21 protein-coding genes and 6 pseudogenes are annotated in these 24,887 nt (G+C 59.3%); 16 read left to right on the top strand and 11 right to left on the bottom strand.

Annotated features, from left to right (window positions below; translation table 11 throughout):
* Positions 1-38: 38 nt before the first annotated feature.
* Both ACEN2R_RS11625 and ACEN2R_RS11620 read right to left on the bottom strand, forming a co-directional pair.
* Positions 39-1,316 carry an ABC transporter substrate-binding protein gene (locus ACEN2R_RS11625; protein WP_442042324.1) on the bottom strand — a complete coding sequence of 426 codons (1,278 nt, stop codon included), beginning with the start codon at positions 1,314-1,316 and terminating at the stop codon, positions 39-41.
* Between the two features lie 32 nt (positions 1,317-1,348).
* Positions 1,349-2,335 carry an ABC transporter ATP-binding protein gene (locus ACEN2R_RS11620; protein ID WP_442042322.1) on the bottom strand — a complete coding sequence of 329 codons (987 nt, stop codon included), beginning with the start codon at positions 2,333-2,335 and terminating at the stop codon, positions 1,349-1,351.
* A 238-nt stretch (positions 2,336-2,573) separates the two neighbouring features.
* Here ACEN2R_RS11620 and ACEN2R_RS11615 point away from each other — a divergent pair, with 238 nt between their 5' ends.
* Entirely contained in the window at positions 2,574-3,287 is a 714-nt protein-coding gene (locus ACEN2R_RS11615) for a GntR family transcriptional regulator (protein WP_442042320.1), read from the top strand.
* A 122-nt stretch (positions 3,288-3,409) separates the two neighbouring features.
* Positions 3,410-3,889 (top strand): hypothetical protein, encoded by a 480-nt coding sequence (locus ACEN2R_RS11610; RefSeq protein ID WP_442042318.1) that lies wholly within the window; start codon positions 3,410-3,412, stop codon positions 3,887-3,889.
* Here the strand turns inward: ACEN2R_RS11610 and ACEN2R_RS11605 are convergent.
* Both ACEN2R_RS11605 and ACEN2R_RS11600 read right to left on the bottom strand, forming a co-directional pair.
* The gene (locus tag ACEN2R_RS11605; protein WP_442042316.1) at positions 3,792-5,588 is read right to left on the bottom strand and encodes a calcium-binding protein; all 1,797 of its coding nucleotides are present in this window, start codon (positions 5,586-5,588) and stop codon (positions 3,792-3,794) included. The genes ACEN2R_RS11610 and ACEN2R_RS11605 overlap by 98 nt on opposite strands.
* Before the next feature lie 430 nt (positions 5,589-6,018).
* Positions 6,019-6,192: a hypothetical protein gene (locus ACEN2R_RS11600; RefSeq protein ID WP_442042314.1), complete on the bottom strand. Its 174-nt coding sequence runs from the start codon at positions 6,190-6,192 to the stop codon at positions 6,019-6,021.
* Positions 6,193-6,409: 217 nt separating this feature from the next.
* Between ACEN2R_RS11600 and ACEN2R_RS11595 the strand changes: the two genes are divergently transcribed.
* From ACEN2R_RS11595 to ACEN2R_RS11565, 7 genes are all read left to right on the top strand, one after another.
* Positions 6,410-7,402 (top strand): TRAP transporter substrate-binding protein, encoded by a 993-nt coding sequence (locus ACEN2R_RS11595; protein WP_442042312.1) that lies wholly within the window; start codon positions 6,410-6,412, stop codon positions 7,400-7,402.
* Positions 7,399-7,938, top strand: coding sequence for a TRAP transporter small permease (locus tag ACEN2R_RS11590; RefSeq protein WP_442042310.1), 540 nt, complete (start codon positions 7,399-7,401; stop codon positions 7,936-7,938). Before ACEN2R_RS11595 ends, ACEN2R_RS11590 begins: the two co-directional genes overlap by 4 nt.
* Positions 7,935-9,215, top strand: coding sequence for a TRAP transporter large permease (locus ACEN2R_RS11585; protein WP_442042308.1), 1,281 nt, complete (start codon positions 7,935-7,937; stop codon positions 9,213-9,215). Before ACEN2R_RS11590 ends, ACEN2R_RS11585 begins: the two co-directional genes overlap by 4 nt.
* Before the next feature lie 22 nt (positions 9,216-9,237).
* A complete protein-coding gene (locus ACEN2R_RS11580) occupies positions 9,238-9,990 on the top strand; it encodes an aspartate/glutamate racemase family protein (RefSeq protein WP_442042306.1) in 753 nt (250 codons plus the stop codon).
* An 11-nt stretch (positions 9,991-10,001) separates the two neighbouring features.
* Positions 10,002-10,706: a GntR family transcriptional regulator gene (locus tag ACEN2R_RS11575; protein ID WP_442042304.1), complete on the top strand. Its 705-nt coding sequence runs from the start codon at positions 10,002-10,004 to the stop codon at positions 10,704-10,706.
* Between the two features lie 39 nt (positions 10,707-10,745).
* Positions 10,746-12,155 carry a dihydropyrimidinase gene (hydA, locus tag ACEN2R_RS11570; RefSeq protein WP_442042302.1) on the top strand — a complete coding sequence of 470 codons (1,410 nt, stop codon included), beginning with the start codon at positions 10,746-10,748 and terminating at the stop codon, positions 12,153-12,155.
* A 222-nt stretch (positions 12,156-12,377) separates the two neighbouring features.
* A complete protein-coding gene (locus ACEN2R_RS11565; protein WP_442042300.1) occupies positions 12,378-13,595 on the top strand; it encodes an acetolactate decarboxylase in 1,218 nt (405 codons plus the stop codon).
* A gap of 33 nt (positions 13,596-13,628) precedes the next feature.
* On the opposite strand, the gene ACEN2R_RS11560 is transcribed toward ACEN2R_RS11565, so the two are convergent.
* From ACEN2R_RS11560 to ACEN2R_RS11545, 4 genes are read right to left on the bottom strand one after another with little or no spacing between them, the layout of a single operon-like run.
* Positions 13,629-14,018 carry a hypothetical protein gene (locus ACEN2R_RS11560; RefSeq protein ID WP_442042298.1) on the bottom strand — a complete coding sequence of 130 codons (390 nt, stop codon included), beginning with the start codon at positions 14,016-14,018 and terminating at the stop codon, positions 13,629-13,631.
* 4 nt (positions 14,019-14,022) lie between these two features.
* On the bottom strand, positions 14,023-14,763 hold the full coding sequence (locus ACEN2R_RS11555; protein ID WP_442042296.1) for a maleate cis-trans isomerase family protein: 741 nt from the start codon (positions 14,761-14,763) through the stop codon (positions 14,023-14,025).
* On the bottom strand, positions 14,760-15,926 hold the full coding sequence (locus ACEN2R_RS11550) for a M24 family metallopeptidase (RefSeq protein WP_442042294.1): 1,167 nt from the start codon (positions 15,924-15,926) through the stop codon (positions 14,760-14,762). Before ACEN2R_RS11550 ends, ACEN2R_RS11555 begins: the two co-directional genes overlap by 4 nt.
* Entirely contained in the window at positions 15,919-16,962 is a 1,044-nt protein-coding gene (locus tag ACEN2R_RS11545; RefSeq protein ID WP_442042292.1) for a pyridoxal-phosphate dependent enzyme, read from the bottom strand. Before ACEN2R_RS11545 ends, ACEN2R_RS11550 begins: the two co-directional genes overlap by 8 nt.
* Positions 16,963-17,505: 543 nt before the next feature.
* Here ACEN2R_RS11545 and ACEN2R_RS11540 point away from each other — a divergent pair.
* Both ACEN2R_RS11540 and ACEN2R_RS11535 read left to right on the top strand, forming a co-directional pair.
* Positions 17,506-17,619 (top strand): annotated as a pseudogene (locus ACEN2R_RS11540) (IS66-like element accessory protein TnpA); the annotation flags it as partial.
* A gap of 136 nt (positions 17,620-17,755) precedes the next feature.
* Positions 17,756-18,742, top strand: a pseudogene (locus ACEN2R_RS11535) (IS110 family transposase); the annotation flags it as partial.
* Between the two features lie 11 nt (positions 18,743-18,753).
* Here ACEN2R_RS11535 and ACEN2R_RS11530 read toward each other — a convergent pair.
* A pseudogene (locus ACEN2R_RS11530) lies at positions 18,754-19,083 on the bottom strand (IS66 family transposase); the annotation flags it as partial.
* Here ACEN2R_RS11530 and ACEN2R_RS11525 point away from each other — a divergent pair.
* The 4 genes and pseudogenes from ACEN2R_RS11525 to ACEN2R_RS11510 form a co-directional block, all read left to right on the top strand.
* Positions 19,079-19,483 (top strand): annotated as a pseudogene (locus ACEN2R_RS11525) (transposase); the annotation flags it as partial. The pseudogenes ACEN2R_RS11530 and ACEN2R_RS11525 sit on opposite strands and share 5 nt — an antisense overlap.
* 535 nt (positions 19,484-20,018) lie before the next feature.
* Complete coding sequence (locus ACEN2R_RS11520; RefSeq protein ID WP_442042290.1) at positions 20,019-20,510, top strand: DUF4915 domain-containing protein; 492 nt, start codon at positions 20,019-20,021, stop codon at positions 20,508-20,510.
* Position 20,511: 1 nt separating this feature from the next.
* A complete protein-coding gene (locus ACEN2R_RS11515) occupies positions 20,512-21,045 on the top strand; it encodes a tetratricopeptide repeat protein (protein ID WP_442042288.1) in 534 nt (177 codons plus the stop codon).
* Between the two features lie 171 nt (positions 21,046-21,216).
* Positions 21,217-21,390 (top strand): annotated as a pseudogene (locus tag ACEN2R_RS11510) (IS4/Tn5 family transposase DNA-binding protein); the annotation flags it as partial.
* 41 nt (positions 21,391-21,431) lie between these two features.
* On the opposite strand, the gene ACEN2R_RS11505 reads toward ACEN2R_RS11510, so the two are convergent.
* Both ACEN2R_RS11505 and ACEN2R_RS11500 read right to left on the bottom strand, forming a co-directional pair.
* A protein-coding gene (locus tag ACEN2R_RS11505) for an IS3 family transposase (RefSeq protein ID WP_442042530.1) occupies positions 21,432-22,942 on the bottom strand; the annotation gives its coding sequence in 2 pieces (ribosomal slippage) (positions 21,432-22,522 and positions 22,522-22,942; 1,512 coding nt in all).
* A 306-nt stretch (positions 22,943-23,248) separates the two neighbouring features.
* Positions 23,249-23,962: a winged helix-turn-helix domain-containing protein gene (locus tag ACEN2R_RS11500; RefSeq protein WP_442042286.1), complete on the bottom strand. Its 714-nt coding sequence runs from the start codon at positions 23,960-23,962 to the stop codon at positions 23,249-23,251.
* 436 nt (positions 23,963-24,398) lie between these two features.
* Here ACEN2R_RS11500 and ACEN2R_RS11495 point away from each other — a divergent pair.
* Positions 24,399-24,818 (top strand): annotated as a pseudogene (locus tag ACEN2R_RS11495) (IS21 family transposase); the annotation flags it as partial.
* Positions 24,819-24,887: the final 69 nt, after the last annotated feature.

Raw genomic sequence — 24,887 nt, 5'->3', positions numbered from 1 at the left:
GGCGTGCGTGTAACAGGACACGCACGCCACAAAATTCATCACGCAGCGATGAACTCGTTCCATTTGCGGACCATGTATTGGTTCTCGTCCATAACGGAATTCCAGCAGGCCACAGACCCCATCCGTTCATCGAAAGATCCGCCGTCGCGGGTGGCACCCACCTGAGCCAGAGGATCGCCCTGCGGCGAGGTGATGACGTCGGTGGCTTGCATGCCCTCGAACCAGTAGCCCCATTCGTTTTCAGACATGAATTCTTTCGACGTGGCCGGCACAGCGGAATAATATCCCTGCCGCATCAGGAAGCCGCCGACCCAGCCGGACAGGTACCAGTTGATATATTCGTAGGCCGCATCCAGTTCGATCCCGGACAGCGCGCCGGAAATGCCCAATCCGCCACCCCAGCTGCGATAGCCTTCTTCCAGCGGCTGATACACGCAGTCGATGCCGCGCGATTTCACGGCGGTGATAGCGGGCGACCACATCGACTGGATCACGACTTCACCCGACGCCATCAGGTTGACGCTTTCGTCGAACGACTTCCAGAAGGCGCGGAACTGGCCGTTCTTCTTGGCCTCGGTGAAGATGCCTATGGTCATGTCAATTTCGGCGCGAGTCATGTTGCCCTTGTCGGGATAGGTGTATTCGCCCATCGATTCCACGACCATCGCCATATCCATGATCCCGATGGACGAGATATCGAGGATCGACGCCTTCCCCTTGAATTCGGGGTTCAGCAATTCGGACCATTTGCTGATCGGACGACCGATCAAATCGGGGCGGATGCCCAATGTGTCGGCGTTGTAAATTGTAGGGATCAGCGTCATCCAGCCGGATTCCTCCTGCACGAATTCGGTCCCGTTCTGGCCGGTCGTGAAACCGACCGTGTGCGGTGCCGTGCCCTGCGCGATCACGCTGTCGGCGCTCAGCTTGCCGGATCGGAATATCCCGACAATCTTGTCGTAATTGGTCAGCTTACTGGTGTCCATCGCCTGCAGGTTACCTGCGGCCCAGACCTTCTTGCAGATGAAATACTCGATGTCGGCGATGTCGAAACTGTTCGGCTGCGTCGCAGCACGCTGGGTCACGCTGTCGGTATCCAGCGCCGTCATTTCCAGCGTAAAGCCAAGGTCTTCTTTCACCTTGGCGGCGACTTCGTTCAGGTTCGACACACCGGTGCCGAACTGGCGCAAGGTGATGTTCTTGATGTTCTGCGCCCAGATCATTGGAGCGCCAAGGGTCGTGCTCGCGGCGAATGCAGCTGTGGCGGTCGCGCCCTTCAGAAGGTTGCGGCGGGATAGTTTTGTAGTCTCTGTCATGACGTCTCTCTCTGCTAGGTTTACGCGGCGTTTCACGCCGTCAGTTGATGAAGGTTCTTGGCATCCCATGTCAGGCCAATGCGATCGCCGGGGTGATGCGGGGCGTTGAAATAGGAGGCATCAGGGACAAGGGCTGTGACCTCCTGATCGCCGGCAATACGGGACAGCACACTGACGTGGGTGCCCTGATATTCAATGGCGGTGACATAGGCGTCGAACTGGCCCGCATCAGGCGCGGTGACCTGCACCGCGTCCGACCTGATCGCATAGTGGCCCTGCGGCAACGCTATCACGTTGTGGCCGCCCATAAACTGCGCGACAAAGCGGGTGCGCGGCGCATTGAACACGTCGCGCGCCGGTCCCGCCTGCTCAATCACGGCGTTGTTCATCACGACAATCTCGTCCGCCAGCGCAAGGGCTTCGTCCTGGCCGTGGGTCACATGGACAAAACTGATCCCCAGTTCCTTTTGCAAATTGCGCAACTCGGTCCGCATACGCACACGCAGGAACGGGTCCAGCGCCGACAGGGGTTCATCCAGCAACAGCACCTGTGGCCGGGTAATCAGCGCTCGCGCAAGGGCCACGCGCTGCTGCTGGCCGCCGGACAGCTGATCTGGCAGGCGGTCGGCAAGGGTGGTCAGGTCGACCAGTTCCAGCATCTCAGCTGCCTTGGCACGGCGGTCCTTCGCGTCCACGCCCTTCATCTTAAGGCTGAACGCCACGTTGTCGGCGACGCTGAGGTGCGGGAACAAGGCATAGTTCTGGAACATCATCGCCGTGCCGCGCTTGGCGGGCGGCAGATGCGAAATATCGCGGTGCGCCAGCAGGATCGACCCGTCACTGATCGTTTCGTGCCCCGCGATCATCCGCAGGGTCGAGGATTTTCCACAGCCCGATGGGCCCAGCAGACAAGTATAGCTGGCGGGGCAAAAATGGTGACTGACAGCGTTTACGGCGATGGTTGTGCCATAGCGCTTGGTCACATTAACCAGTTCCAGATCCTGAATGACGATGTTCATTTGGCCCCCGTGGTTGATGATTCCAACAAAGAAGCCTTGGGGGGCCTGTCGCAATAAAATGCCGTCCGGCGCTTCATGCCATTCACGGTATCGGTGAATGTTTCCGCTAAAATCGCAGAGATTGCCTACAATTTAGGACATAAATTGTATACAATAATACACTGATTGGGATACGGGATGTTTTGGGATTGCCGCACACCGCTTGCGCGGGCACAGAAGACACAGCAAGGACGCTGTCATGAAAACATCCATACCTGTCATTTCCTCAACGGACGGTGGAATGTCGTCCCACGCCGTGGCGCAATGTCTGTCCGCCGCTATCCACGAACATCGTCTGTCGCCGGGGATGAAGCTCGGCGAAGATGAACTGGGCGAGATCTATGGCGTATCCCGCACAATCGTGCGCAGTGCCCTTCAGTCACTGGCGCATGATCAACTGGTCGACATCAAGCGCAATCGCGGTGCCTTTGTCGCCAGCCCGACCCCCCGCGAGGCGGATGAAGTATTCGAGGCGCGGGTATTGATTGAGCCGCGCACGGCAGAGGCCGCCGCAGTGCGCGCGACACCGCAAGACATCACGCTGCTGCGCCAGCACATCGCAGATGAGCACGAGGCCATCGCAGCCGGTGACAGGGGGCGCGCATTGGCGCTGTCGGGCAAATTCCACATCGAGATTGCCAAAATCGCCGACCAGCACACCATCGCCAATATTGTCAGATCCCTGGTTGAGCGGTCGAGTTTGATCATCGCCCTATATTGGCGCAGGCAGGGCGTTCTATGCGAAAGCGACGCCCATCACGCCCTTTTGGGTGCGATTGAATCTGGCAACGGGCAAATGACGCAAGACCTGATGAAACGTCACCTTGAAGACCTGCACGAGGGTCTTGATCTGCGCCAGACAGATTCAAAACACGTCAGCTTGCGCGATTCCTTGATGCATCCGCCGCAATAGAGCATTCGACAAAAGCACCACAGCGTAATCCGTGGGTTTCAGTCAGTTTAGTGCTTTGCTGCCACCATTACGGTCAAAAGCAAGGTCCCGCCTCAGCGGGACGCATATCGAGTCTGGGAGTCATGGGACGGGCTATCCGCCCAACATGGAGGTTTGGACCCCAGAAAGCCGGTGGCGACAAAAGGCATCCCCATCGCCGATGCGGGATTGCCCCAAGACTTCGCTCTTTCCTGCTCGTGTGGCGGGAAACCACCAATGACCCAAACCAGCACCACAAGCCCGTTCTGGCCGAGCACCCCAAGGGCCAACCCGACGATGACACCCTGCGATTGGAAACCGAGGATCCACAAACTCCCGGCAAAGGCCAGATGCTGCTGCGCAATGAATATCTTTCGCTCGCCCCTTACATGCGCGGTCGGATAAGCGACGCGCCCTGCCGCCGCACGGGCCTACTCCAGGAAATAGGCTCACGACGTAGACGGACGAATCGCCTCCTTGATCGCATCACGTCACGAACAAAGGATCAAAAGCAGACACAATGTCCGGTGCCGCGGTTACGGCATCGACCTCTACGATGTGATCGGCGATATCCGCCGCACTGACCCCTTTCACCCGTATCCATGCCTCCTCGACCGAAAATTCCACCGAGCCGTAGGTGACTAGGGCATCGCCATGATCATCAACGATCGACAACAGCTCGACGAATTCCAACCTTATCGTGTCCTGCATCAACTGGAAGTCTGTAATGACATCAGTTTGTGGCCCGCGTTCTGAAAAGACAAAGACATCTGCCCCCGATCCGCCTTCAAGCCGGTCATCGCCTGCGCCACCCTCCAGCCGATCATCGCCCGCGCCACCGTGAAGCTTATCTTGCCCTCTGCCTGCGTAAAGCTCGTCGTTGCCGCTTCCGCCATAAAGTCGGTTTTCGCCAGCGCGCCCCGTGGACAAGACGTCATTTCCGGCACCGCCATATACCCTGACGGTGCTATCGCGTCCGCCAATAAGGGTATCATTTCCCGCGCCGCCATCCAAAAAGTCTGCCCCCGCACGACCGCTGTAAAGCATATCGTCACCGGCCCCCCCGAACATCCGATCACCTCCACGCCCGCCGGTGAGATTATCGTTTCCGACGCCACCGTCCAAAATATTGTCAGACCACAGGCCACCGACAAGAGTATCATCGCCCTTCCCGCCATAAAGCGCGCCGTCACCAAGGATAGAGTCGTTGCCCGCATTGCCGAACAACCTGTTCGCGCCATCGCCGCCGTCGATCTGATCGTCGCCTTGGCCACCAAAGATCCTATCGCTTCCTTGGCCTCCGATCAGGACATCATTGCCTTTGCCACCAGACAAGCGGTCGTCGCCCGGCCCGCCGTAAAGCGTGTCGTTCCCTCCACCGCCATTCAGCACGTAGTTGCCTGCACCTTCGTCAGGTGCCGAAAGTTGGGCGGCTGCCGTCACTGGCGACGTGAGTTCCGCGAGGAGCAGAGAGGTGACTGGAACAATCTCGATGTAACCAAGATCGCCGGGATCGACATTCAACACCCGAACGGTTCCGTCCGTGTTGGTCAGGATCACCGTGTCTTTACCATCATCACTGATCGAGACGACTTCTGTCCCGCCTTCGAACCGCAGACTGTCCTTACCGGGCGTGAAGTCGAGGATGGTATCAAGGTCAACTCCCATACTTGCCCCGAACACAAAAATATCATTGCCTTTGCCGCCCCTGAGACGGTCATCGCCGGACCCGCCGTCAAGCGTATCATCGCCACCGCCTCCATCCAGAAGATCATCCTGTCCGGCACCAAATAGAACATCTTTGCCCTGCCCCCCGAACAGACGGTCTTCGCCACGGCCACCGTCAATGTCGTCATTGCCAGCGCCGCCAAAAAGGGCATCGTCCTGATCCCCACCATAAAGGGAATCCCTCCCGCTGCCCCCGAAAACCAGGTCATTGCCACGCAAGCCACCAAGAACGTCATTGCCAGAACCGCCGAACAGTCGGTCAGAGCCGCTGCTCCCAAAGATCTGGTCATCGCCCGCGCCGCCATCAAGGTAATCCTGATCGACGCTACCAAGCGGAATGTCATCCCTACTCCCGAAAATCTGGTCATCTCCAGCACCTCCGAAAATCCGGTCGTCACCCTCTCCTCCGACTGCCAGATCCTCGCCCGCTCCGCCCTCGATCCAGTCGTTGCCTTCATTCCCACGAAGCTCGTCGTCTCCGGCACGACCCACAAGTCGATCGTTGGTCACACCGCCAATAAGTATGTCGTCCCCAGGTCCACCAATAAAGTCCATGACATAATTCTCCCGTTGCAAAATGATCAGGCGAATATACCTTGAATTGGCGAGTCCGTTCTTGACCAGCGTCAACCGAAGTGGATTAGCTAAGGTGAGGCATCAAGTTTCACCGGACCCTATACGCGGTGCAGTTTTCGGATTAGGCGAGAAACGCGTGAAAGTTGGTGATGCGCTCAGGCGCGGCATATCATGGCGGTGTTCAGACGCCGTCAATTCTCTGCTGAGAAGAGGATATGCAACATGTTAAAGATTACCATCACCCAAGTGCCCGATCCATCGGGTTTTACATCGACCTGTTCAACGACGCCCACCGGTGTGGGGCGCGCAAACTGATCGAACAGGCGATCCAAGCAGAAGTGGCGGCGCTCATGGCTGCCTTTCCTAGGGAAAAGCTGGAGGACAGGCGATCACGGCTGGTCTGCCATGGTCATTTAACGGACTGCGAGGTGTTGCCCGGTATTGGGCCGGTGTCCTCGCGGCGCGGGTTGACCAAGACAATTCGGAAATTCTCTTCGGCGCCATGGGCCTTGCGGGTCGCACGGAGGGTGTCTTTGACCGCCTTTTCAGCCTGGACTTTCGGGTTCACCGGATTCTTGCTCATCTTCGCTCCATGATGGCTAGGATGAGCCAGCCCCCCTTCCATCTCTCAATTCTGCTGTCTATTTCAGGAAATTATTCTGCATATAATTTCATAAAAACAATGTGATACACTATATATTATTTTTTATTAAATATTTTATTGCTTTCTTGATGGTTTCCGACAACTCTAAGTCTCATGACCAAAGACGTGACTTCTGCATCCTAAGGGGAGAACTTTCATGAAACCGTTTCTTGCCATCGCCGTTGCCGGTGCGACCGCATTGGCCCTTGTCAGCGCCACACCGTCCGGCGCCGAAACCCTGCGCCTTGCCGGGAACTTTCCCGTGGCCCATTCCAGTTCTGTCGCGATGGAAAGGTTTGCGAAAGCTGTCGCTGACCTGACCGGCGGCGATCTTACGATCGAGAACTTTCCGGCGATGCAGCTCGGGGGCGCGAAGGAAAACGTGGACCAAGTGCGCTCTGGCGTTGTGTTCGGCACCTGGATCGGGTCGGCATATCTGTCGCGCACCGTGCCCGAGCTTGAAGCGGTTTCATTGCCCTTCGCCTATCCCAATAGGGAAACCGCGTTCCGCGTGATTGATGGGCAGGCAGGCGAGGTGCTGAACGAGAAGTTGGCTGAGAAGGGATTTGTGTCCCTTGGGTGGATGGAACTGGGATCCCGCAACGTGACCAACAGCGTTCGGCCGATCAAAACGGTTGAAGACTTCGAAGGCCTGAAGATCCGGCTACAACCTAACGAAACCCATCTGGGCACGTTCCGCGCTATTGGCGCAAATCCGGTTTCCATGGGCATTTCCGAGGTCTATTCCGCCCTGCAGCAGGGCGTATTGGATGGCCAGGAAAACCCGTATTCGATCATCGCATCCCGCAATTTCTCCGAGGTGCAGACACATCTGTCAGATTCTGGCCACTTCTTTGACTACATCGTTCTGGTCGCCAACAAACGGAAGTTCGACGGGCTGTCCGAAGACCAGAAGACTGCCGTGAGGGAGGCCGCCGCCGATGCGATTGCCTGGCAGCGTGAAAAAGCCGCCGCAGAAGACGAGCAGTCCAAGCAGGCGCTGATTGATGCGGGCATGACCTTTACCCCTATGAGCGACGAGACACGTGCGGACCTACGCGCGCGCAGCCAGCCGGTCGTCGTTGAACTAAAAGAACGTATTGGCAGCGATCTCATCGATCTGGTGCTGAAAGAAGCGGGCGCAGAATGACCGCCCTGTCGCAAGGTTCCGGCCCCTCGCAAGAGGGGCCGACATTCATCCGGGTCCGCGCGGCACTGGACAGGGTGGACCGCGTGACGAAATACGCGGTGATTATTGCGATGGCGGTGATGACCATTCTGGTCGTGACGCAGGTGGTCTTTCGCTACGCATTCTCCAGCGCGATCGATTGGTCCGAGGAGGTGGCGCGGCTGGCCTTTGTATGGGCGATGTTTCTGGCGATTCCGCACGGTATCCGGCGCGGTGTGCATGTGGGGATCGATGCGCTTGTCGTTCGATTCTCGGAATCCGTGCAGGATTTTCTGTTCCGGCTGGCGGCGATGTTGGGAGCGGGGCTGATGGCGGTGATCTTCTGGTTCGCTTGGGATGTCACCGTCTACACCTTGCCAGAGATGATGCCGACCCTGAACCTGACCGCCGCCGTCTACTACATCGCGGTCCTGTTCGCCGCGATCCACAGCTTGCTGCACCTCGCCCTGCTGGCCTGGGGCGGGAGCAAAACATGGGAAGAGGAACCCCGTCCATGACCATTGCTGCAATCGTCATTTTCTTCGCTCTCGCGCTATTGGGAATGCCTCTTGCCTTTGCGCTGGGGTTGGCCTCGCTTGGTGGCCTTATGGTCGGCGGTATCGAACTGAGCGTTCTCCCGCAGCGCATGATGCACGCGGTGGACAGCTTTCCGCTGATGGCTATTCCGCTATTCATGCTGGCAGGTGAACTGATGGTTCGCGCCGGAATCATGACCCGCATGATCCATTTCGCCAATGCGCTCGTTGGCCGGGTCCACGGGGGCTTGGCGCATGTTGCCATCGTGTCCGGAATGATGCTTGCGGCGGTGTCTGGTGCGGCCGTGGCTTCGGCGTCGGCCCTTGGCTCAACCTTGGTGCCTGCGATGCGCAAAACCTATGATGACGGCTATTCCAGCGCCGTCGTGGCATCGGCTGCCAACTTGGGGGCAATCATTCCGCCGTCGAACGCCATGATCGTCTATGCGCTCATGGCTGGGTCGACAGTGTCTGTGGGCGGTTTGTTCATGGCTGGTGTAATACCCGGTATCCTTCTGACCATCGGGTTTATGGCCGTTGCATCGTATCTGTCGGTTCGCAAAGGCTTCAAGCTGAGCGGAGACGCCTTCTCTTTCCGAAACGCTCTTACAGAGGCCTGGCGCGCGTTGCCAATTTTAGTCATGCCGGTAGTGGTTGTCGGCGGAATTGTGGGCGGTGTGTTCACTCCGACCGAAGGTGCGGGCATCGCAGTGGCATATGCCGTGATCGTGGGACTCTTCGTCACCCGTGAACTTAAGATTTCTGATCTTTTTCCAGCTCTGTTTCAGGCTGCGATCGGGGCCGCGATGGTTGGAGCGCTGATCGCCTTTGCCGCCGGAGTGACGTTCCTGTTCACTATCGACATGGTGCCTGCGGCGATGGCGGACTTCCTTCAGGCGATCACCAAAAACCCAACCGTGTTCCTGTTGCTTGTGATGTCGCTGCTGATCGTCGTCGGAATGTTTATTGAATCGAATGCCGCCTACATCATGCTGGTGCCGATCTTTGCGCCGGTGGCGGGAACCTTTGGAATAGATCCGCTGCTGTTTGGGTTTCTGTTCGTTTTCAACCTCGTCATCGGGATGATGACACCCCCAGTGGGCGTGGTGCTCTTCGTCATGAGCGGCATCACCCGCGTATCGATGAGCGATCTGATCCGCAATGTCTGGCCCTACGTGGCGGTGCAATATGCCGTGCTGATCCTGTGCCTGATCTTCCCCGGGATCGTGACATGGCTGCCCCGCGTGCTTGGCTACTGACCTCCATTAAGAAGACTGAAAAATGAAAATACTGCTAATAAATCCCAACACGACCCAAGCCTTGACCGATCTTCTGACCGCTGCGGCCAGATCTGTCCTGCCGCCGGATGCAACGCTTGACAGCGTTACCGCCGAGAGCGGTGTCCCTTATATTTCCACCAGGACCGAAGCTTTGGTCGGCGGGCTGTCCGTTCTGGAGATTTTGGCCGAACGGCATCAGGACTATGATGCCGCCATTGTTGCCGCCTTCGGCGATCCCGGACTTGGAGCCGCGCGCGAACTCTTCGATATCCCCGTGGTCGGCCTGGCCGAGGCGGGGATGCTGACCGCCTGTATGCTGGGGCGCCGGTTTTCCATTGTGACCTTCGCGCAAGCGCTGGGGCCATGGTATCAGGAATGCGTGGACTGGCACGGTTTGTCAGGGCGCTGCGCGGGCATTCGGATGCTGGACGGGGCGTTCAAGTCAATCTCGGAGGTGCAGGCTGAAAAGGCCGACCTGCTGGTTGAGCTGGCCATGCGCGCAATTGATGAGGACAGTGCCGATGTGATCGTCCTTGCCGGAGCGCCGCTGTCGGGTTTGGGCGCGCAGGTGCAGTCCCGAATCCCGGTTCCGGTCGTGGATTGCGCGCAGGCTGCGGTTCGGCAGGCAACGACGCTTGCCGCACTGCGCCCGCTGGGTGCGCGACGTGGCAGCTTCGCAAGACCAGCTGAAAAATCCTCGATCGGACTCAGCAAGGCGCTTGCTTCGCGCATCGCTCACGAGGACTGTGCCTGAAAGGAGTCGTTATGAACAAGGTATCAAGTCAGTCTGGTTCCGGTCCGGTCAGGAAGGTTCGCCTCAGCCGGCAGCCACTGCACGAAAGGGTGGCAGATGATTTGCGCGATCGGATCATCACCGGCCAGCTTGAGCCGGGACAGAAGCTGGCGGTGAACTTGCTAGCTGAAGAAATCGGCGTTTCGCTCACCCCGTTGCGCGAGGCACTCAAACTTCTGGCCGTCGAGAACCTGATCGAGCTGACGCCGAACCGCGGCGCCACCGTCTCTCCCGTGACTGTTCAGCAGACACGCGACCTGTTCGAGGTCATCGCTGGCATTGAAGCGCTGGCCGCCGAACTGGCTGCGGAACGCATGACCGACGAGGATCTGGCCGAATTGCAGGATCTGCATGCACAAATGCAACATCATGCCGGCGATGCCTCGCGCAAGAAGTATTTCGCGGTGAACCGCAGTATCCACGACCGGATTGTCGACTTCGCCCGTAATCCTATCCTCAGCGCGCAGCGCGGCAAGTTGGCGCAGCAAGCTGAAAGGGTGCGATTCATCGCCCTTAAGAACGACACTCGACGTGACGCGGCTATGCAAGAACATGACGACCTGATGGCAGCATTTGAGGTGCGTGACGCCGAACTGGCCGGCCGCATATGGCGCAAACATCTGATCGCTTCGGGCAAGCAGACGATCGAACTACTTACGATAAGCGCTGCTCGATAAACCGGCTGTCACCGACCCAACTCTGGAAAGAGACCACCAATGATACCTGAATTTGACCTCGTAATCCGTGGAGGGACAATAGCTACGTCCGGCGACATCTTTGACGCTGATATCGGCATCCGAGACGGCAAGATTGTCGCTTTGGGTTTGGATCTGGCCCGAGGGCAGGATGAGATCGACGCGACCGGACGGCTGGTTTTGCCTGGTGGGGTCGATGCGCATTGCCATTTCGATCAACCCACTTTGGACGGGTCGGTCATGGCGGATGATTTCGTCAGCGGGCCACGCTCTGCCGCCTTTGGTGGGACGACGACGGTCATTCCCTTTGCCAGCCAGAAAAAGGGCGAGTCGCTGCGCGCGGCGGTTGACGATTATCATAGGCGTGCGCACGACAAGTCGGTGATTGACTATGCGTTTCACCTGATTGTCACTGATCCGACCCCGCAAGTGCTGGGCCAGGAGCTGCCTGCGTTGATCCGCGAAGGTTACACCTCGTTCAAGATCTACACCACCTATGACGATCTCAAGCTGAACGACCGTGAAATCATTGAAGTGCTGGCATTGTCCCGGCGCGAAGGCGCGTTGACGATGGTCCACGCGGAAAACTCTGACGCAATTGCGTGGCTGACTGAGGCGTTGGAGCGCGCGGGCCAGACAGCACCGCGCCACCATGCCGACGCCCGCCCGGCTATTGCTGAACGCGAGGCAACACACCGCGTCATTTCGCTGGCAGAGATTGTCGATGTGGCAATGCTGGTGGTGCATGTTTCCGGGGGCGAGGCGATGGATCAAATTGCGGCGGCGCGAGCGAAGGGGCTCAGAGTCTTTGCCGAAACCTGCCCTCAATACATCTTGTTGACGGCAGACGACCTTGATCTTGATGGGTTTGAAGGAGCAAAGCACATCTGTTCGCCACCACCTCGCGATACGGCAAGCCAGAAATCGGTCTGGCGCGGACTCGCAAATGGGACGTTTCAGGTGTTTTCTTCAGATCACGCGCCATTCAAATTCGACAGCGATACTGGAAAAAAGCTGCATGGAGAAGGCGCGAGCTTTGCGCATGTGCCGAACGGAATACCCGGAGTCGAGACGCGGCTGCCGCTGCTTTTTTCAGAAGGGGTGGGCAAGGGGCGGATTTCACTTAACCAGTTCGTGGCTCTGACTGCAACCAACCCGGCGCGGCTCTATGGGCTGTATCCCCGGAAAGGCACGATAGCTATCGGTGCAGACGCCGATCTTGCGATATGGAATCAGACCCGAGAAGTCAAAATCACCAATGACATGCTGCACCACAATGTTGATTACACGCCCTATGAGGGTCGCACCGTGACAGGCTGGCCCGAAACCGTTCTGTCACGCGGTGCGGTGGTCGTGCGGGACGGCAGGCTAATGGCAGAGCGCGGGCACGGGCAATTCCTGAAATGTGGAGCGCCGGACTTGCAGCTTTAGCCCACATTACCAAAGAATTGTGCCGAATTTTCTGGTATGAGTGTCGGCCCAATATTTCAGTAGGTTACCGGCGCGGCGCGGCGAAACAGCATCTCGCCCGCGACAAAATGAAGGGATCGTGATCCGGCAAACAGGGCTTCAACGGCGCGTGACATGATTCCGATCATATGAGGGTAGCGTCAGGCGTGCAATAAGGCCAAAACTGGAAACGCGAGAGCCACGATGAAACTGATCCCCCTGACTCTTCTGACCACTGCCCTGCCTTGCTTCGCCCTTGCGCAGGAGCTGACGACCCACGGCAATTTCCGCCACATGATGCACACGGGCGCAACGGACGGCACGATTGCCCTTGATACGCTGTCTGCCCCCTCAGCCTGGGGCGTCGGGGCCACCGCCGGTCTGCGCGGCGAAGTGCTAATGCGTGACGGGGCGGTTCTGGTCAGCCGTGGCGATGACCCACAGGCGCGTGTGACCCCTCCGGACGCCGGCGAAAAGGCCGTAATCCTGGCCTTTGGCACTGTCGCGGACTGGCAGTCTGTCGAAATCCCCCATGACATGGCGCCCGACCGTCTGACCCATTTCATCGAGATGCAGGCGCAGGCCCTCGGCCTCGATCCGGCGGGTGGTTTTCCGATCCGCGTTCAGGGCAGCTTTCCGCAACTGGTCTGGCATGTGGTGACCGGCGAGGCGCCGTCGCATCGCGGGCAGAGCGGCCTTGGTGGCGGCAACGGCGGTGGCCATGCCAATAGCCAGTCGGGAATGAACCTCTATGACGAAGCGGGCGCCAGCGGCGAGATCGTCGGCGTCTACACCGGCGCCGCGCTGGAAGGGATCGCCTCGCATCCGGGCGAGAGGCTGCATCTGCACTTTGTCTCTGCGGACGGCGCGCGCTCGGGCCATGTGGACAAGATCGTGATCCCTGCTGGCGCGACGCTCTTGCTTCCTTCCGTCCGGCAGGCCGCGGCGCATGATCCGGCCATGCATGGCGCTGCCCCCGTTTTACACGAAGGCGGGCAATCGGCCTTTGCCGCCATTCAGGAAATCACCGCCGCGCTGATGGCCGATCCCGCGACGGACTGGAGCAAGGTCGATATCGAGACCCTGCGCCAGCATCTGATCGACATGGACAACGTGACCCTCCGGGCCGATGTAGACAGCAAAGTAATCGACGGCGGCGCACGGTTCCTCGTGACGTCGACCGACCCGGCGGTCATATCCTCGATCCGCGTCATGGTTCCGGCCCATGTGGCCACGATGAACGGCGCAGAGGGTTGGACGATGCAGGCCGAGGAGATCGAAAGCGGCGCGATCATGACCGTGACGGGGCCGGACGAGGCGCGCATCCGCGGCCTTGGCTTCATCGGGCTGATGACCGTCGGGATGCACCATCAGACCCATCATTTGGCGCTGGCCTCGGGTCAGAACCCGCACGCTCATTGAGGAATGCCAAGTGAAGTATCATGTCGCCCGATGTTACCAGTAATTTGGGCTGTTAAGTGCCTCAACGCAACCGGACGGCCCCTTAAGTGGATCGAGCGGTTTGTCCGTCAGCGACTGACCAAGCCAGCCTTCGGGATGCTCCAGCGCTAAAGGGGGTTGAGCGACACTCTGTGTGATCTGGGCGAACCCAACCTTCGAGTAGAAATTGATGTCGCCATAGGTCAGTGCAACGTCCACGCTGTTTTCCCGCAGACAATTGAGGCCGTAGTTCGGCAATTTCAGCTCAAGCCCCTTGCCCTGTTGACTTTTTGCAACGGCTACAGGTGCCAGAATAAACACGGTGCGAGAGGTGGTTCGGGAAATCAGACTTGCTGGCAAGCCACAGAGATCGAGCGGTGGCAAACGGCCATTTTGAACAGGCACAAACTCAGCGTGACGAAGGAGTATTCGGGCCGAGTTGCGGCAGTTTCAAGCCGGCCAGCTGTGCCATATGCCACGCCAGAACCTGATTTGAGCTGAGCACCGGCAGGCCCAGTTCAGCCTTCAGCGGCTCAAGGATGTCCAGCGTGCGCAGATTGGTGCAAGACAGGAACACCCCGTCCAGATCACTGCGCCGGGCCAGTGTGCGGGCGGCTTCTGCGATTGATGTGGGCGCGATGCGGGCGACACGGGCCTCGATCTCCTCTCCAAAAGACAAGGTGTCGGCCACCATGATGCCCGCCGCCTCGAACGCCGCACGAATGGGGGCTGCGACCGATGGTAAATAAGGCGAGACAATCCCAATGCGCCCAAGCTTCAAAATGTGGCAAGCGGCAAGCGCGGCGGTCAACGGGTCAGTCACGGATCGGGTCTGTGAAGCGCCCGAGATCAGCGCACGCACGCGTGCAGCCCCGATCAGGGCGGTGCCAGAGGTGCAGCCATAGCCCACCACACCCAGCGGTTGGGAGGACGGCAGCAAGCTTGCTGCAGCAGGGAGCGTCGTTTCCATAGTCGCAATGCTGTCGGTTGTCAGTTCAGCCCCCGAAGGAACGCGGCTAACATGCAATCGCGCAACATTCGGCGGGAAGATACGATGAAAATCCTGTTCGATGGTTTCATCAACCTGCAGCACAATCAGGCCAAGGCGCGGCAGATCGTCGTCCAGCAGGGCATAGGGAAAGCTGTTCATCGGATTATTTCCGGCAGATCGGCAGGTGCGCGGGGCGAGAGGAGGTCCACCCCGTCCTCACGCAGCACGATGTTTTCCTCATGCACTATGATCCGCCCATCGCGGGTGATACAGCCCGGCTCCAGCGTCAGGACCATGCCCGCGCGCAGCGGCGTTTCATCCAGCGGGGTAAAGGACGGCCACTCAGTCAGGGTGACGCCCAGCCCATGCCCCAACCGCCCGCCCGATGGTGTAGCCCCTTGGCGGCGCAGGCTCTCGCACAGGGTTCGATGCACATCACAGGCGCACACACCGGGACGCAGGATTGACAGCACGTCCTCTGTCGCCCGCCAGAGCGCGGCATGGGCGCGGCGGGCTGTATCTGTCGCAGGGCCAATGGCGAAATTGCGATCGAAATCACAAAAATATCCGTCCTTCACGGCACCGGTATCGAGCATCAGCACATCGCCTTGCACAAGCGGCTCTGGCCCGGCGGGCGAGATGACATCGCCGTAACCATCCGGCCCTGCCCCACCAGCGACATAGCTGACCCAATCCGCCCCCTCACTCAAAAGCGCGATCTGGAAGTCGCGGAAGACATCCCGTAGCGGTTGGCCTGCATGCGCGAACCCCGGCACACGTTCAAAGGCACGGGCAGCAATCGTGCAGGTCTCGCGGACCTTTGCGATCTCGGCATCGGATTTCACCTCGCGCACGCGCTGCACGCAGGTCGTTGCATCGACAAAGCGGCGCGGGGCAAGGCGCGCGCGCAATGCCGCGTAATCAGCCAATGGCATGCGCAGATGGGTTTCCAACCCCATCGGCAGGCCGATGTTCCCCGTCGCCGGCACAAACCCTGCCAATGTGTCGGCCAGCAGGCTGATCCCGTCATCGCGCGGATCAGGCGCATCCCAGGTGCGGATGTCGCCCAGCCATGTGCGGCCCATCAACGCGGCGCCGATGGACGGGATCACCGCAACCGGATCGCCTGCCTGCGGGATCACCACAAACCATGGCCGCGCCGGGCTTTCCCAGAACCGGGTCAGAAAGCCGGTCGCGTAAAACACATCGGCCGGTGTGGTCAGCAAAAGCGCATCCAGCCCCTCGGCGACCATGCCCGCCTGGAACCGCGCCACCCGCGCACGAAATTCCTGCGCAGGGAAAATGATTGAACGCTCAGCCATCTTCCGGCCCTTCGCTGAGAATGGCCATCACCTGTGCATCGGGGGGCAAGTCCAGCCCCGCCGCCAGCGCCGCAACGCCCGCCGCGCCCGATGGCGTTGTTGTCAGGCCGTATTGGGCCAAAAGCGCAGCGCCTTGCTCTGCCTCGGCCTCGGTGATGGTCACAAAGAGATCCGCATCGCGCGCCAAACCATTCAGCGCAATCAGTGAGGGGGTCTTGCAATCCAGCCTGCCCATGCAGGACGCCGGACCGTGGGTTTCAATCACCTTGCCGGCGCGGATGCTTTCCATCAAGGCAGGCGCAGCCTCTGGCTCGACCACGATGATCTGCGGCGCGTCGCCCCAGACAAGGCGCACATGGGCCGCGACAGCCGCCGCCAGCCCGCCAACGCCCGCTTGCAACAGGATATGGCTGGGCGGCTCCGTGATCTGCGCCGCAACCTCGGCGGCGAGTTGCAGATAGCCTTCCATCACGCGCAGGGGCAATTCAGTGTAGCCGGGCCATGAACTGTCGGACAGCAACGTCCAGGCGTTGGTCTGCGCGGCGGTGATGGCGGCTTGCATACTGGCCTCGTAGTCAGCCCCCGCGCGCAAGACATCGGCACCCTTGGCGGTTAAGCGTTCGGCAAAAGCCTCGGGCACAGTCTCGGCCAGATAGATCACCGCCCGCGCACCAAAAACCTGTGCGCCAGCCGCCACCGACAGCCCATGATTGCCGGCGCTGGCGGTGACATAGATGCGATCGGTCAAGGCCTTGCGCATATCGGGCGCTCCGGTTGCGGCGGCCTCGCGCGCGATGGCATGGGCTGCCCCAAGCGCCTTGAAGCTGCCCAGACCCATACGCGCACGCTCATCCTTCAGGCAAAGTCGTGCCAGACCCAGTTTTGCGGCGATCTCTGGCGCATCATGCAAGGGGGTCGCCGCATGGGTTGGGCATTGCCGCAGAAGGTCAGCCACGGCAGAGGCATCGGCCAACGGCAATATTTCCGCGCGATCAAAACCGCGCCCGCGCCACGGATTTTGCAAGTGATTTGCCATCGCCATTCCTTTCAGATCACAGGCAGCCTAGCGCATTTCTGACCATACAGAGCGGATATTTGATGCGTGATTGCACCCATTTCAGGACGTAATCACGCAAATCAAGCCGATTATAAGAGTGAGGCGCAAAACAGCTTTGCCCACTACCGATTTTGCGCGACCTTGCCGCTGTGGACAAATTTGAGGCGCTTAGCCCCAAACCGATTCATCGCGACTGGAATTTGGAACGCTGTTCCGCGCAATTCCAGCATGTTCTCGAAAGAGGTGGGGGATATTGTGGGGTATGAAATTGGCTATACGACAATAACACACATCAAAACCAATATCTTAAAGATAGGTAGTGGCGGAGGGAACGGGACCCCCGTCGAACCTTCTCTACCACCTAACCAATTGATTTTACTCTAAAACCTCCCGGTTAGAATCCCAACCGTTGTAAACGCGACTGGGTTCGAAACCGGGTATCCGTCCGGTCTGACTGCCCTGCCTGCGTGATGGAGTGGGTGATAGTGTCCACCATCGATAGTGGACATCTTGAGGTCGGTGATGGCGGGAAAGAAGGGTTTGAAGAAGCGGGTCTGGTCGGATGACGAGAAGCGCACGATTTGCGCGCAGACGTTGACGCCGGGCGTTTCGGTTGCACAGGTTGCGCGCCGCTATTCGATGAACGCGAACCTGATTTTCAAGTGGCTGAAAGATCCCCGGTTTGCGCCGTTGGAGAGCGGACCGTCGCCAGAGGAGAGTATCGCTCTTGAAGGCGTTTTCCTTCCTGTCGAGATAGAAGCGTCCGCTTTGGAACCCCATGCAGGTGAAGGCGATCGCGCATGCGCGGGTGAAGACCGACAAGGTCGATGCCGCGATACTCGCACAGCTGCATGCCGCGGGATTTCTGCCCGAGGTCTGGGCGGCAGACGACGATACGCTCGCCCTCCGGCGGCTTGTCTCTGAACGCGTGGCGGTGGTGCGATCAATCCGCCGGGCAAAGAGCCGTGTGCATGCGGTGCTGCATGCGAACTTGATCCCGAAGTATGAAGGCCACCTCTTCGGTAAAGGCGGGCGACACTGGCTGGCGAAAGCACCGCTGCCGAAGACAGAGCGCGATCTGCTTGGCCGCCACCTTGACGAGCTGGACTGGCTGAATGACCGCCTCGCGACGCTCGACACGGCGCTGATCCGCTTCTCGCTCGACGATCCACGCATGCGAAAGCTGATGAGCGTGGCCGGGATCAGTTCTGTGATCGCCACCGCGGTAGTGGCCTCCATCGGCGACATCAGTCGCTTCTCATCGCCAGAGAAACTTGCCAGCTACTTCGGTCTGACGCCCCGCGTCCGGCAGTCGGGGGACCGCGGCGCGATCCATGGGCGTATCACCAAACAAGGCAACGCGACCGCGCGGACAATGCTGGTGGAGGCGGCCTGGTCTGCGGCGGGCGTGCCGGGTCCGTTGCGGTCGTTCTTCCTACGCATCAAGGACCGAAAGGGCGCGAACGTCGCGGCCGTTGCCACCGCGCGCAAGATCGCTACGCTGATCTGGACACTCCTCGCGAAGGAAGAGCCGTATCGCTGGGCCCGGCCGGCCTTCGTGGCGATGAAGATGCGCAAACTCGAGTTGCGCGCCGGAGCGACCACCAAGCAGCACGGCAACAAGCCGGGGCCCGGGCGGGACTACTGGATCAAGGAGATCCGACATCGCGAGATGGAACTGGTCGCCAACGCAGAGGCGTCCTACGCCCGTATGGTCGAAGCTTGGCGGGATAGACCGCCCAAACCTAAGCCAACTTGAAAAGATTGAAAAAGGGGCTTCTCAACATCATCCGTGTCGATTGCCACGCGTCCGTCAGACAGAAAAAGGCTGAAGGCCTCCTGCCGGGCGAGGCCATAGCGGAATGCCTTGGCCAGATCGCTTTTGCCTGGGATACGCAGAAGCTGCTGTTCGGACCAGGCAAAGAAAGCCTCGACCTTGGGCTGGCTGAGCTTTTGCCGCGCCGCATAGCGGACGTCAGCGGGCTGACCGTTGATGTCGCGCTCGATGTCGTAGAACTTGCCAATCCGGTCGAGTGCCGCACGGGCGATCTCGGAATTGGTCGAGGACCAGAAGTCATGGAAGTCACGCCGCAGGTGGCTTTATCTGAATGGTATCTCGACTGGGGACTTCAGCGAGGCGCTGGCGGCGCTTCTGGGCCCTGATGCCGAGGGGCTGTCCTCATCGACCATCACACGGCTGAAGGCTGCGTGGTGGGAAGAATACGAGATCTGGCGCAAGCGCGACCTCACGGGCAAACGCTACGTCTACATCTGGGCGGACGGGGTCTACTTCACGCCGCGTCTGGATGGCGATCGTCGATGTATGCTGGTGATTATCGGCGCTGATGAATACGGCGAGAAGGACGTTCTGGCTATCATGGACGGGTTCCGGGAGAACGCGGACAGCTGGCGCGACTTGCTAAACACGCACCGTACTAGCCTGCTGGAACTGGTGGACCGGGTGATCGTCATTGATGGCGGCAAGGTGGTTGCGGACGGGCCCAAAAGCCAGATCATCCGACGTCAGGGCGCAGGAGGTGCGGTATGAGCACGCAGCGCGATCTTGACCGGTTGGTGCGCGAGCTGAACGGCCGCACCCCTTTGCGTGCCTCGGCCCTGCTGTTCACGATCTTCGCAGTGATCGCGGCGGTCTTCATCTGGGCCTGGGCAACCGAGATCGACGATGTGACCCGCGCGCCCGGTCGCGTTGTGCCGGCCGGCGATGTGCAGCGGGTGCAGGCGGCGGAAGCCGGCGTGATCCGTGCCGTCTTCGTGGATGAAGGCGATGTGGTCGAAGCCGGCGCGCCACTGGTCGAACTGGACGGGCTGGTCCAGACCAGCCAGCTTGACCGCGAGGTCCAGCGCGCCATCGCCCTTCAGACCCGGATCGAGCGGCTGTCAGCCGAGATCGACGGACGCGCACCCGTCTTTTCGGCCGAGATCGAGGCGGCCGCGCCCGAATTGGTGGTCAGCGAACGCGCGCTGCATGCCGGACGGGCCGCGGCGCTTGGCGCGAGAAGCGCCGTGATGGCGGCATGGTGCTGGAGGTGCCGACGGGCGAGGTTGTGGCGGGGGGGCTTTCCATGCCGCATTCGCCGCGTCTGCATCAGGGCACGCTGTGGATGCTGCAAGCGGGTACCGGCGAGTTTGGCCGGATCGATCTGGCCACCGGTAAGTTCGAGCCGGTCTGCTTCCTGCCCGGCTTTGCACGCGGGCTGGCGTTTGTCGGCGATTACGCCGTGATCGGCATCTCGCGCCCGCGCGAGAACCGCACCTTCGAGGGGCTTGTGCTGAACGAGCGGCTGCAAGCCGAAGGCGTCAGCGCGCAATGCGCAATCTGCATCGTCAACCTGCGCACCGGGGATATCGAGCACCGGCTGGAGATTGGCGGCATCGTCGAGGAGATCTATGACGTCAACCTCCTGCCGGGTGTGATCCGCCCGATGGCGCTCGGGTTCCGCAACGATGAGATCCGCTTTGCCGTCAAGCCGGAGGCCCTGCCAGAGCCAACCGGCGCCATGAACTGAGATGTCCGCAGTGCCCGCTCCGATCACACCGGACGCCGCCGCTGCCTTCAATGCCGCGAACGCCGCCTTCCGCGAGGGCCGATTTACTGAAGCTCTGGAGGCGGCGACCCGGGCGGTGACGCTTGCCCCGGAGTTGGTGAGCGCGCATGTGCTCAAGGCCCGCGCCCTGCGCCGGCTGGGGGACGAACCCGCGGCAAGGGTGGCCTATGAGGCGGCGCTGGCAACGGATCCCCAAAGCTTCGACGCCCTTCTGGAACAGGGCAACGTGCTGCGGGGGCTTGGCGAGGCCGATGAAGCCGCCGCCAGCTACACTGCCGCGATGGCGGCGCGTCCGATGGATGCGCGGCCTGCTCTGGCACTCGCCCGGCTGATGGAGGAGCAGCCCGGGCCAGATACCGCAGAGCGGGCCGCCGTTGCCTTCCAGAAGGCGCTCGACCGCGCCGGGGCCGGCCCTGAGCCGGTCCCGGCGATGGCCGGTCTGTGCCGCGACATGGCCCGGTTTCGTATGGAGCGCGCCGATCTGCCGCGCGCTTGAGGCGCTGCGTCAGGCGCGGCTGCTGGCGGGATCTGGCGCGCTCGCGCCGCTGGTCGACCTTGATATAGCCGAGGCCTATCGTAACCGCGCCATTGGCCTTGCAGTTACCCACAAGTCGTGTGGCAAATTGATTCACCCAGCAGACTTCGCCTTGTCCGAATAGGCCCAATCATGATTCGTCATGTTGCACTGAATGATCGAGGTGCGCAGATGGTGCAGAGTTGGGTGGGAGCAGAAACGGCTGAGTGCGATCTTGGGGACGCCCGGCTAAACCGGCGCCTTGGGGCCATGCTAGAGGTTCTGGGGGAACGACCGGGTAAATCGCTGCCGACGGCATTTCAAGATTGGTCGAACACGGTGTTTGTCAAACAAGTTGTCCGCCGATTTCATGCGGCGTCTCTGATTTCAGGGGCACCTATTTCGGGTTCGGGGTTGAGCCAGACGGGTCCAGCGGGTTGCCAGTTGCGGGTTTTGCCTGACCAGCGTTCCGGGTTTTTTGACCGAGCATTTGCATAGAGACTGGCGCGATTGGCCAGCGTTGCACGATCATGGCCAGCGTGGCGCGCGGCCGGTGTGACGAAGCGAATGGCGCTGTGCAAGTGCTCGCCGTTATACCACGAGGCAAAGGATTTCACCCAAGCTTGGGCGTCCTCTTTGGAGGCAAACCCCTTGTTCGGCCAGTCCGGGCGATATTTGCAGGTGCGGAACAGAGCCTCCGAGAACGGATTGTCATTGCTGACGCGCGGTCGGCTGTAGGACGCGATGATACCGAGTTTTTCCATGGTGGTTTTCATCGTCGCGCCCTTCATTGGGCTGCCGTTATCAGCATGCAGAACCAGTGGACGCAGGGTACATCCCTCAGCCAGAACCGCTTTGCGGATCAGCATCGCCGCCAGCTCCGCGCTCTCGCGTTCATGAACTTCCCATCCCACGATCTTGCGGCTGAAGATATCGACAATCAGATAGAGGTAGAAGAACATGCCTGCGACCGGTCCAGGCATCCAGGTTATATCCCAGGTCCAAACTTCACAGGGCGCGCTTGCCTTGTAGCTGGCGGGCGGTTTGCGCCGTACCGGCGGCCTGGCCCGACCCCGGTGATGCTGCTGTCCATCTGCGCGCAGGATGCGATAAAAGCTGGACTCGGATGCAAGATACCGTCCCTGATCTGCCAGTTTTGGCACGATCTGTGACGGAGGAAGGCTGGCAAATTCCGTTGAATTACAGAGGTCAAGCACGGCCGCGCGTTCAATGGCGCTCAACTTGTTGGCCGGTTCGGGGCGTGGCACGAGGGGGCGTTGATCGGGCTGGATCTCGCCGTCATTTGTCCAGCGCCGCAAGGTGCGGTCACTGATTTCCAGCTCGGCACAAGCTTTGATGCGCCGCGCACCAGCAATGACGGCCTCGTTGATCAGAACAACGGCGGTTTGGCGATGTGGGGGGCTGATCATGCGTCCTCGTCGCCCCCCCAGATCGCGTGAGCCTTTTTTCTGAGAACCAGAAGTGCTGCGGTTTCGGCCAATGCGCGGTCTTTGCGGGCAAGCTCACGTTCCAGATCCTTGATCCGCTTTTTTTCTTCCTTGCTCGCCTGACCCAGACGCGCCGTGCTGGCGCGGTCCCAGTCATTCGCCTGTTCGCATGCGGTCCGCCAAGCCGTGATCTGCGTCGGATAGAGCCCGCGCTTGCGACAGTATTCGGCCAGATCAGCTTCGTTGAGAGCCGCTGCTTCCAACACAGCTGCGAATTTATCACGCGACGACCAGCCCTCAGGGCCTGCATTAGCGTCGGGCATAAGCTGGCCCTTGCCGCGTGCCTCAGCACGCCACTTGTGCAATGTCGCCTCAGAAATTCCTTCCTCCTGCGACAACTGACGTATGGCCACATTGTTAGGCGGCAGCATCCGCTTCAGCACCGCTGATTTCCGTTCCGGTGAATATCCCAAATCATCTTCCTATCCCGCCCTCCTGAAAATTAGAGAAAAATAGAGCAGCGGACAACTTCCCTGACACAGGGGGAACACCGAGGCTGCTTACCGCTTCTTTTCAAACGGAAATGTAAGTGAAGATAAGATCCTGGCGGGCCATTTTTCTGCCTCTGCCTTGCTCATCAGCGCAACTGACGGTCGAGGCCGTCATCCATCGCACCAAGATGATTGTCCACAGGCCATCGCTGAAGTTGCCTCAAATCCCGTCGAGTTCCATCTGCATCACATTGGCGCAAACCTATAACCCGAACCATAGACTGTCTTGACTAGTTCACTCTTACAATTCCGGTTTCCAATCTTCTTGCGTATGCGCTTGATATGACTGTCAACAGATCGCAGCGTCACACTTCTTCCTTGCCGCTTTTCCAGCATCGCAATCAATTCTTCCCGAGCTACAATTTTGCCACGACCTGCCAATAATGTCTCAAGAATGTTGGTTTCCGTAGTTGAAAACTCGACCTTCTGATCATCGATCCAAAATTCGTTGCGGTCATGGTCCAAAAAGAATGCAGGAAGGGGCCCTTCGCTGTTATTTTTCGCGATATCCGAGGTCCTGCCATGGTTGAAAGTATGACGCCGATGAGCGGCCATTATGCGCTCGGCTATTACATTTTCAGACATGTTTGCATGAAGTACGTCATGTGCTCCAGTCCTCAGACCCACCAACTCGGCAACTTCATCATAATCAGAAAGATACAGAATAACCGGCTCTGCCAACCTACGGCTCCCAACTAACATGATATGGCTTTCAAATTCATACTCACAACTGGGCGCAAGCACTATGACATCGCTTCCCTCATTGGTAAAATAATCTGATAGATCCTTTCTCCCATGCTCTACCGTGACACGACATTTACATATCTTTAGCGCGTTCGCGAGGCTCAAAAGGCCCTCGTCGGCTGCTTCACTATTTTTTTTCTTGTCATGCTTGGTCACCGATGTACCCTAAAATATTAAATAAACGTCTTCAACATTCTGCGTAATTCTGCGGATGATGATACACCGCGCCGCACTTACTGGAATTGTGTATGTTGCGTCATTCAAAGTTCAAAAGTATATTTTTATGCAATTTAGACTGAATCGTGCAGGTTATACTGGGAGTCTTGGAGGACCCGAGATTCGAAGGGTTGACGTCTGGTTTCAGATCGATTCACGTGAGGTCATGATCCGTCCTAGTTTTCTTTCTGTTTCTAATCGCCGTGAACTTGTTATTTGCGTGCGCAGCCATCGTGAGAACCACGAGGTTGCGCGTCGTGCTAACGGCAATGCAAAAGTGTGCCACGTAAGTGGCGAGATAGTCTTGATGCGGGCAGAGTAAAACTTTGCCACTTTAGCCCTTTCTGTTTGCAGGGAGGGCGGGCGTATTTTCAGCGTGGAACTTTACAGGAAGGTCCGCCTCGCGCATCGAGGCGGCATGAGCGAACGGGCGGCCGCGAACCATTTTGGGATATCGCGTGCGAGCGTGGCGAAGATGATGATGTTTTCAGTCCCACCCGGTTATCAGCGAACGGCGCAGATCAAGCGGCCTAAGCTCGATGGCTTTACCGGCTTCATCGATCAGTGGTTGCAGGAAGACCTCAACCGGAACCGCAAGCAAAGGCACAGTGCCAAACAGGTTTTTGAGCGGCTGCGCGATGAGTTTGGCTTCATGGGCGGCTACACGACTGTCAAGAATTGCGTCCGGGAAAATGGCCGGCGCAGGCGGGAGATGTTTGTGCCGCTGGCCCATGCCCCCGGCCACGCCCAAGCGGATTTCGGCGAAGCCATGGTTGTGATCGGCGGGGCAGGGCAATCGCGTTTGACCTAAGGGTTGGCTAAGTTATTGAGAAGGCTGAGAAGAAACGCATCACTCCACCCGGCG

Origin of the sequence: Pseudogemmobacter sp. W21_MBD1_M6, from assembly GCF_052119585.1 — a bacterium.
Classification (GTDB): Bacteria; Pseudomonadota; Alphaproteobacteria; order Rhodobacterales; family Rhodobacteraceae; genus JBGQOJ01.
Note: the sequence above shows the minus strand (reverse complement) of the source record. Positions and strands in the feature narration are given on the sequence as shown.

What these genes read in the sequence shown, in the direction of transcription:
- ACEN2R_RS11580 (WP_442042306.1), top strand. Translation starts at nt 9,238, where the DNA reads ATGAAAATACTGCTAATAAATCCCAACACGACCCAAGCCTTGACCGAT.
- ACEN2R_RS11610 (WP_442042318.1), top strand. Translation starts at nt 3,410, where the DNA reads ATGGGACGGGCTATCCGCCCAACATGGAGGTTTGGACCCCAGAAAGCC.
- ACEN2R_RS11520 (WP_442042290.1), top strand. Translation starts at nt 20,019, where the DNA reads ATGGTGCTGGAGGTGCCGACGGGCGAGGTTGTGGCGGGGGGGCTTTCC.
- ACEN2R_RS11515 (WP_442042288.1), top strand. Translation starts at nt 20,512, where the DNA reads ATGTCCGCAGTGCCCGCTCCGATCACACCGGACGCCGCCGCTGCCTTC.
- ACEN2R_RS11590 (WP_442042310.1), top strand. Translation starts at nt 7,399, where the DNA reads ATGACCGCCCTGTCGCAAGGTTCCGGCCCCTCGCAAGAGGGGCCGACA.
- hydA (WP_442042302.1), top strand. Translation starts at nt 10,746, where the DNA reads ATGATACCTGAATTTGACCTCGTAATCCGTGGAGGGACAATAGCTACG.
- ACEN2R_RS11625 (WP_442042324.1), bottom strand. Translation starts at nt 1,316, where the DNA reads ATGACAGAGACTACAAAACTATCCCGCCGCAACCTTCTGAAGGGCGCG.
- ACEN2R_RS11605 (WP_442042316.1), bottom strand. Translation starts at nt 5,588, where the DNA reads ATGGACTTTATTGGTGGACCTGGGGACGACATACTTATTGGCGGTGTG.
- ACEN2R_RS11585 (WP_442042308.1), top strand. Translation starts at nt 7,935, where the DNA reads ATGACCATTGCTGCAATCGTCATTTTCTTCGCTCTCGCGCTATTGGGA.
- ACEN2R_RS11555 (WP_442042296.1), bottom strand. Translation starts at nt 14,763, where the DNA reads ATGAACAGCTTTCCCTATGCCCTGCTGGACGACGATCTGCCGCGCCTT.
- ACEN2R_RS11575 (WP_442042304.1), top strand. Translation starts at nt 10,002, where the DNA reads ATGAACAAGGTATCAAGTCAGTCTGGTTCCGGTCCGGTCAGGAAGGTT.
- ACEN2R_RS11620 (WP_442042322.1), bottom strand. Translation starts at nt 2,335, where the DNA reads ATGAACATCGTCATTCAGGATCTGGAACTGGTTAATGTGACCAAGCGC.
- ACEN2R_RS11615 (WP_442042320.1), top strand. Translation starts at nt 2,574, where the DNA reads ATGAAAACATCCATACCTGTCATTTCCTCAACGGACGGTGGAATGTCG.
- ACEN2R_RS11595 (WP_442042312.1), top strand. Translation starts at nt 6,410, where the DNA reads ATGAAACCGTTTCTTGCCATCGCCGTTGCCGGTGCGACCGCATTGGCC.
- ACEN2R_RS11545 (WP_442042292.1), bottom strand. Translation starts at nt 16,962, where the DNA reads ATGGCAAATCACTTGCAAAATCCGTGGCGCGGGCGCGGTTTTGATCGC.
- ACEN2R_RS11600 (WP_442042314.1), bottom strand. Translation starts at nt 6,192, where the DNA reads ATGAGCAAGAATCCGGTGAACCCGAAAGTCCAGGCTGAAAAGGCGGTC.
- ACEN2R_RS11565 (WP_442042300.1), top strand. Translation starts at nt 12,378, where the DNA reads ATGAAACTGATCCCCCTGACTCTTCTGACCACTGCCCTGCCTTGCTTC.
- ACEN2R_RS11550 (WP_442042294.1), bottom strand. Translation starts at nt 15,926, where the DNA reads ATGGCTGAGCGTTCAATCATTTTCCCTGCGCAGGAATTTCGTGCGCGG.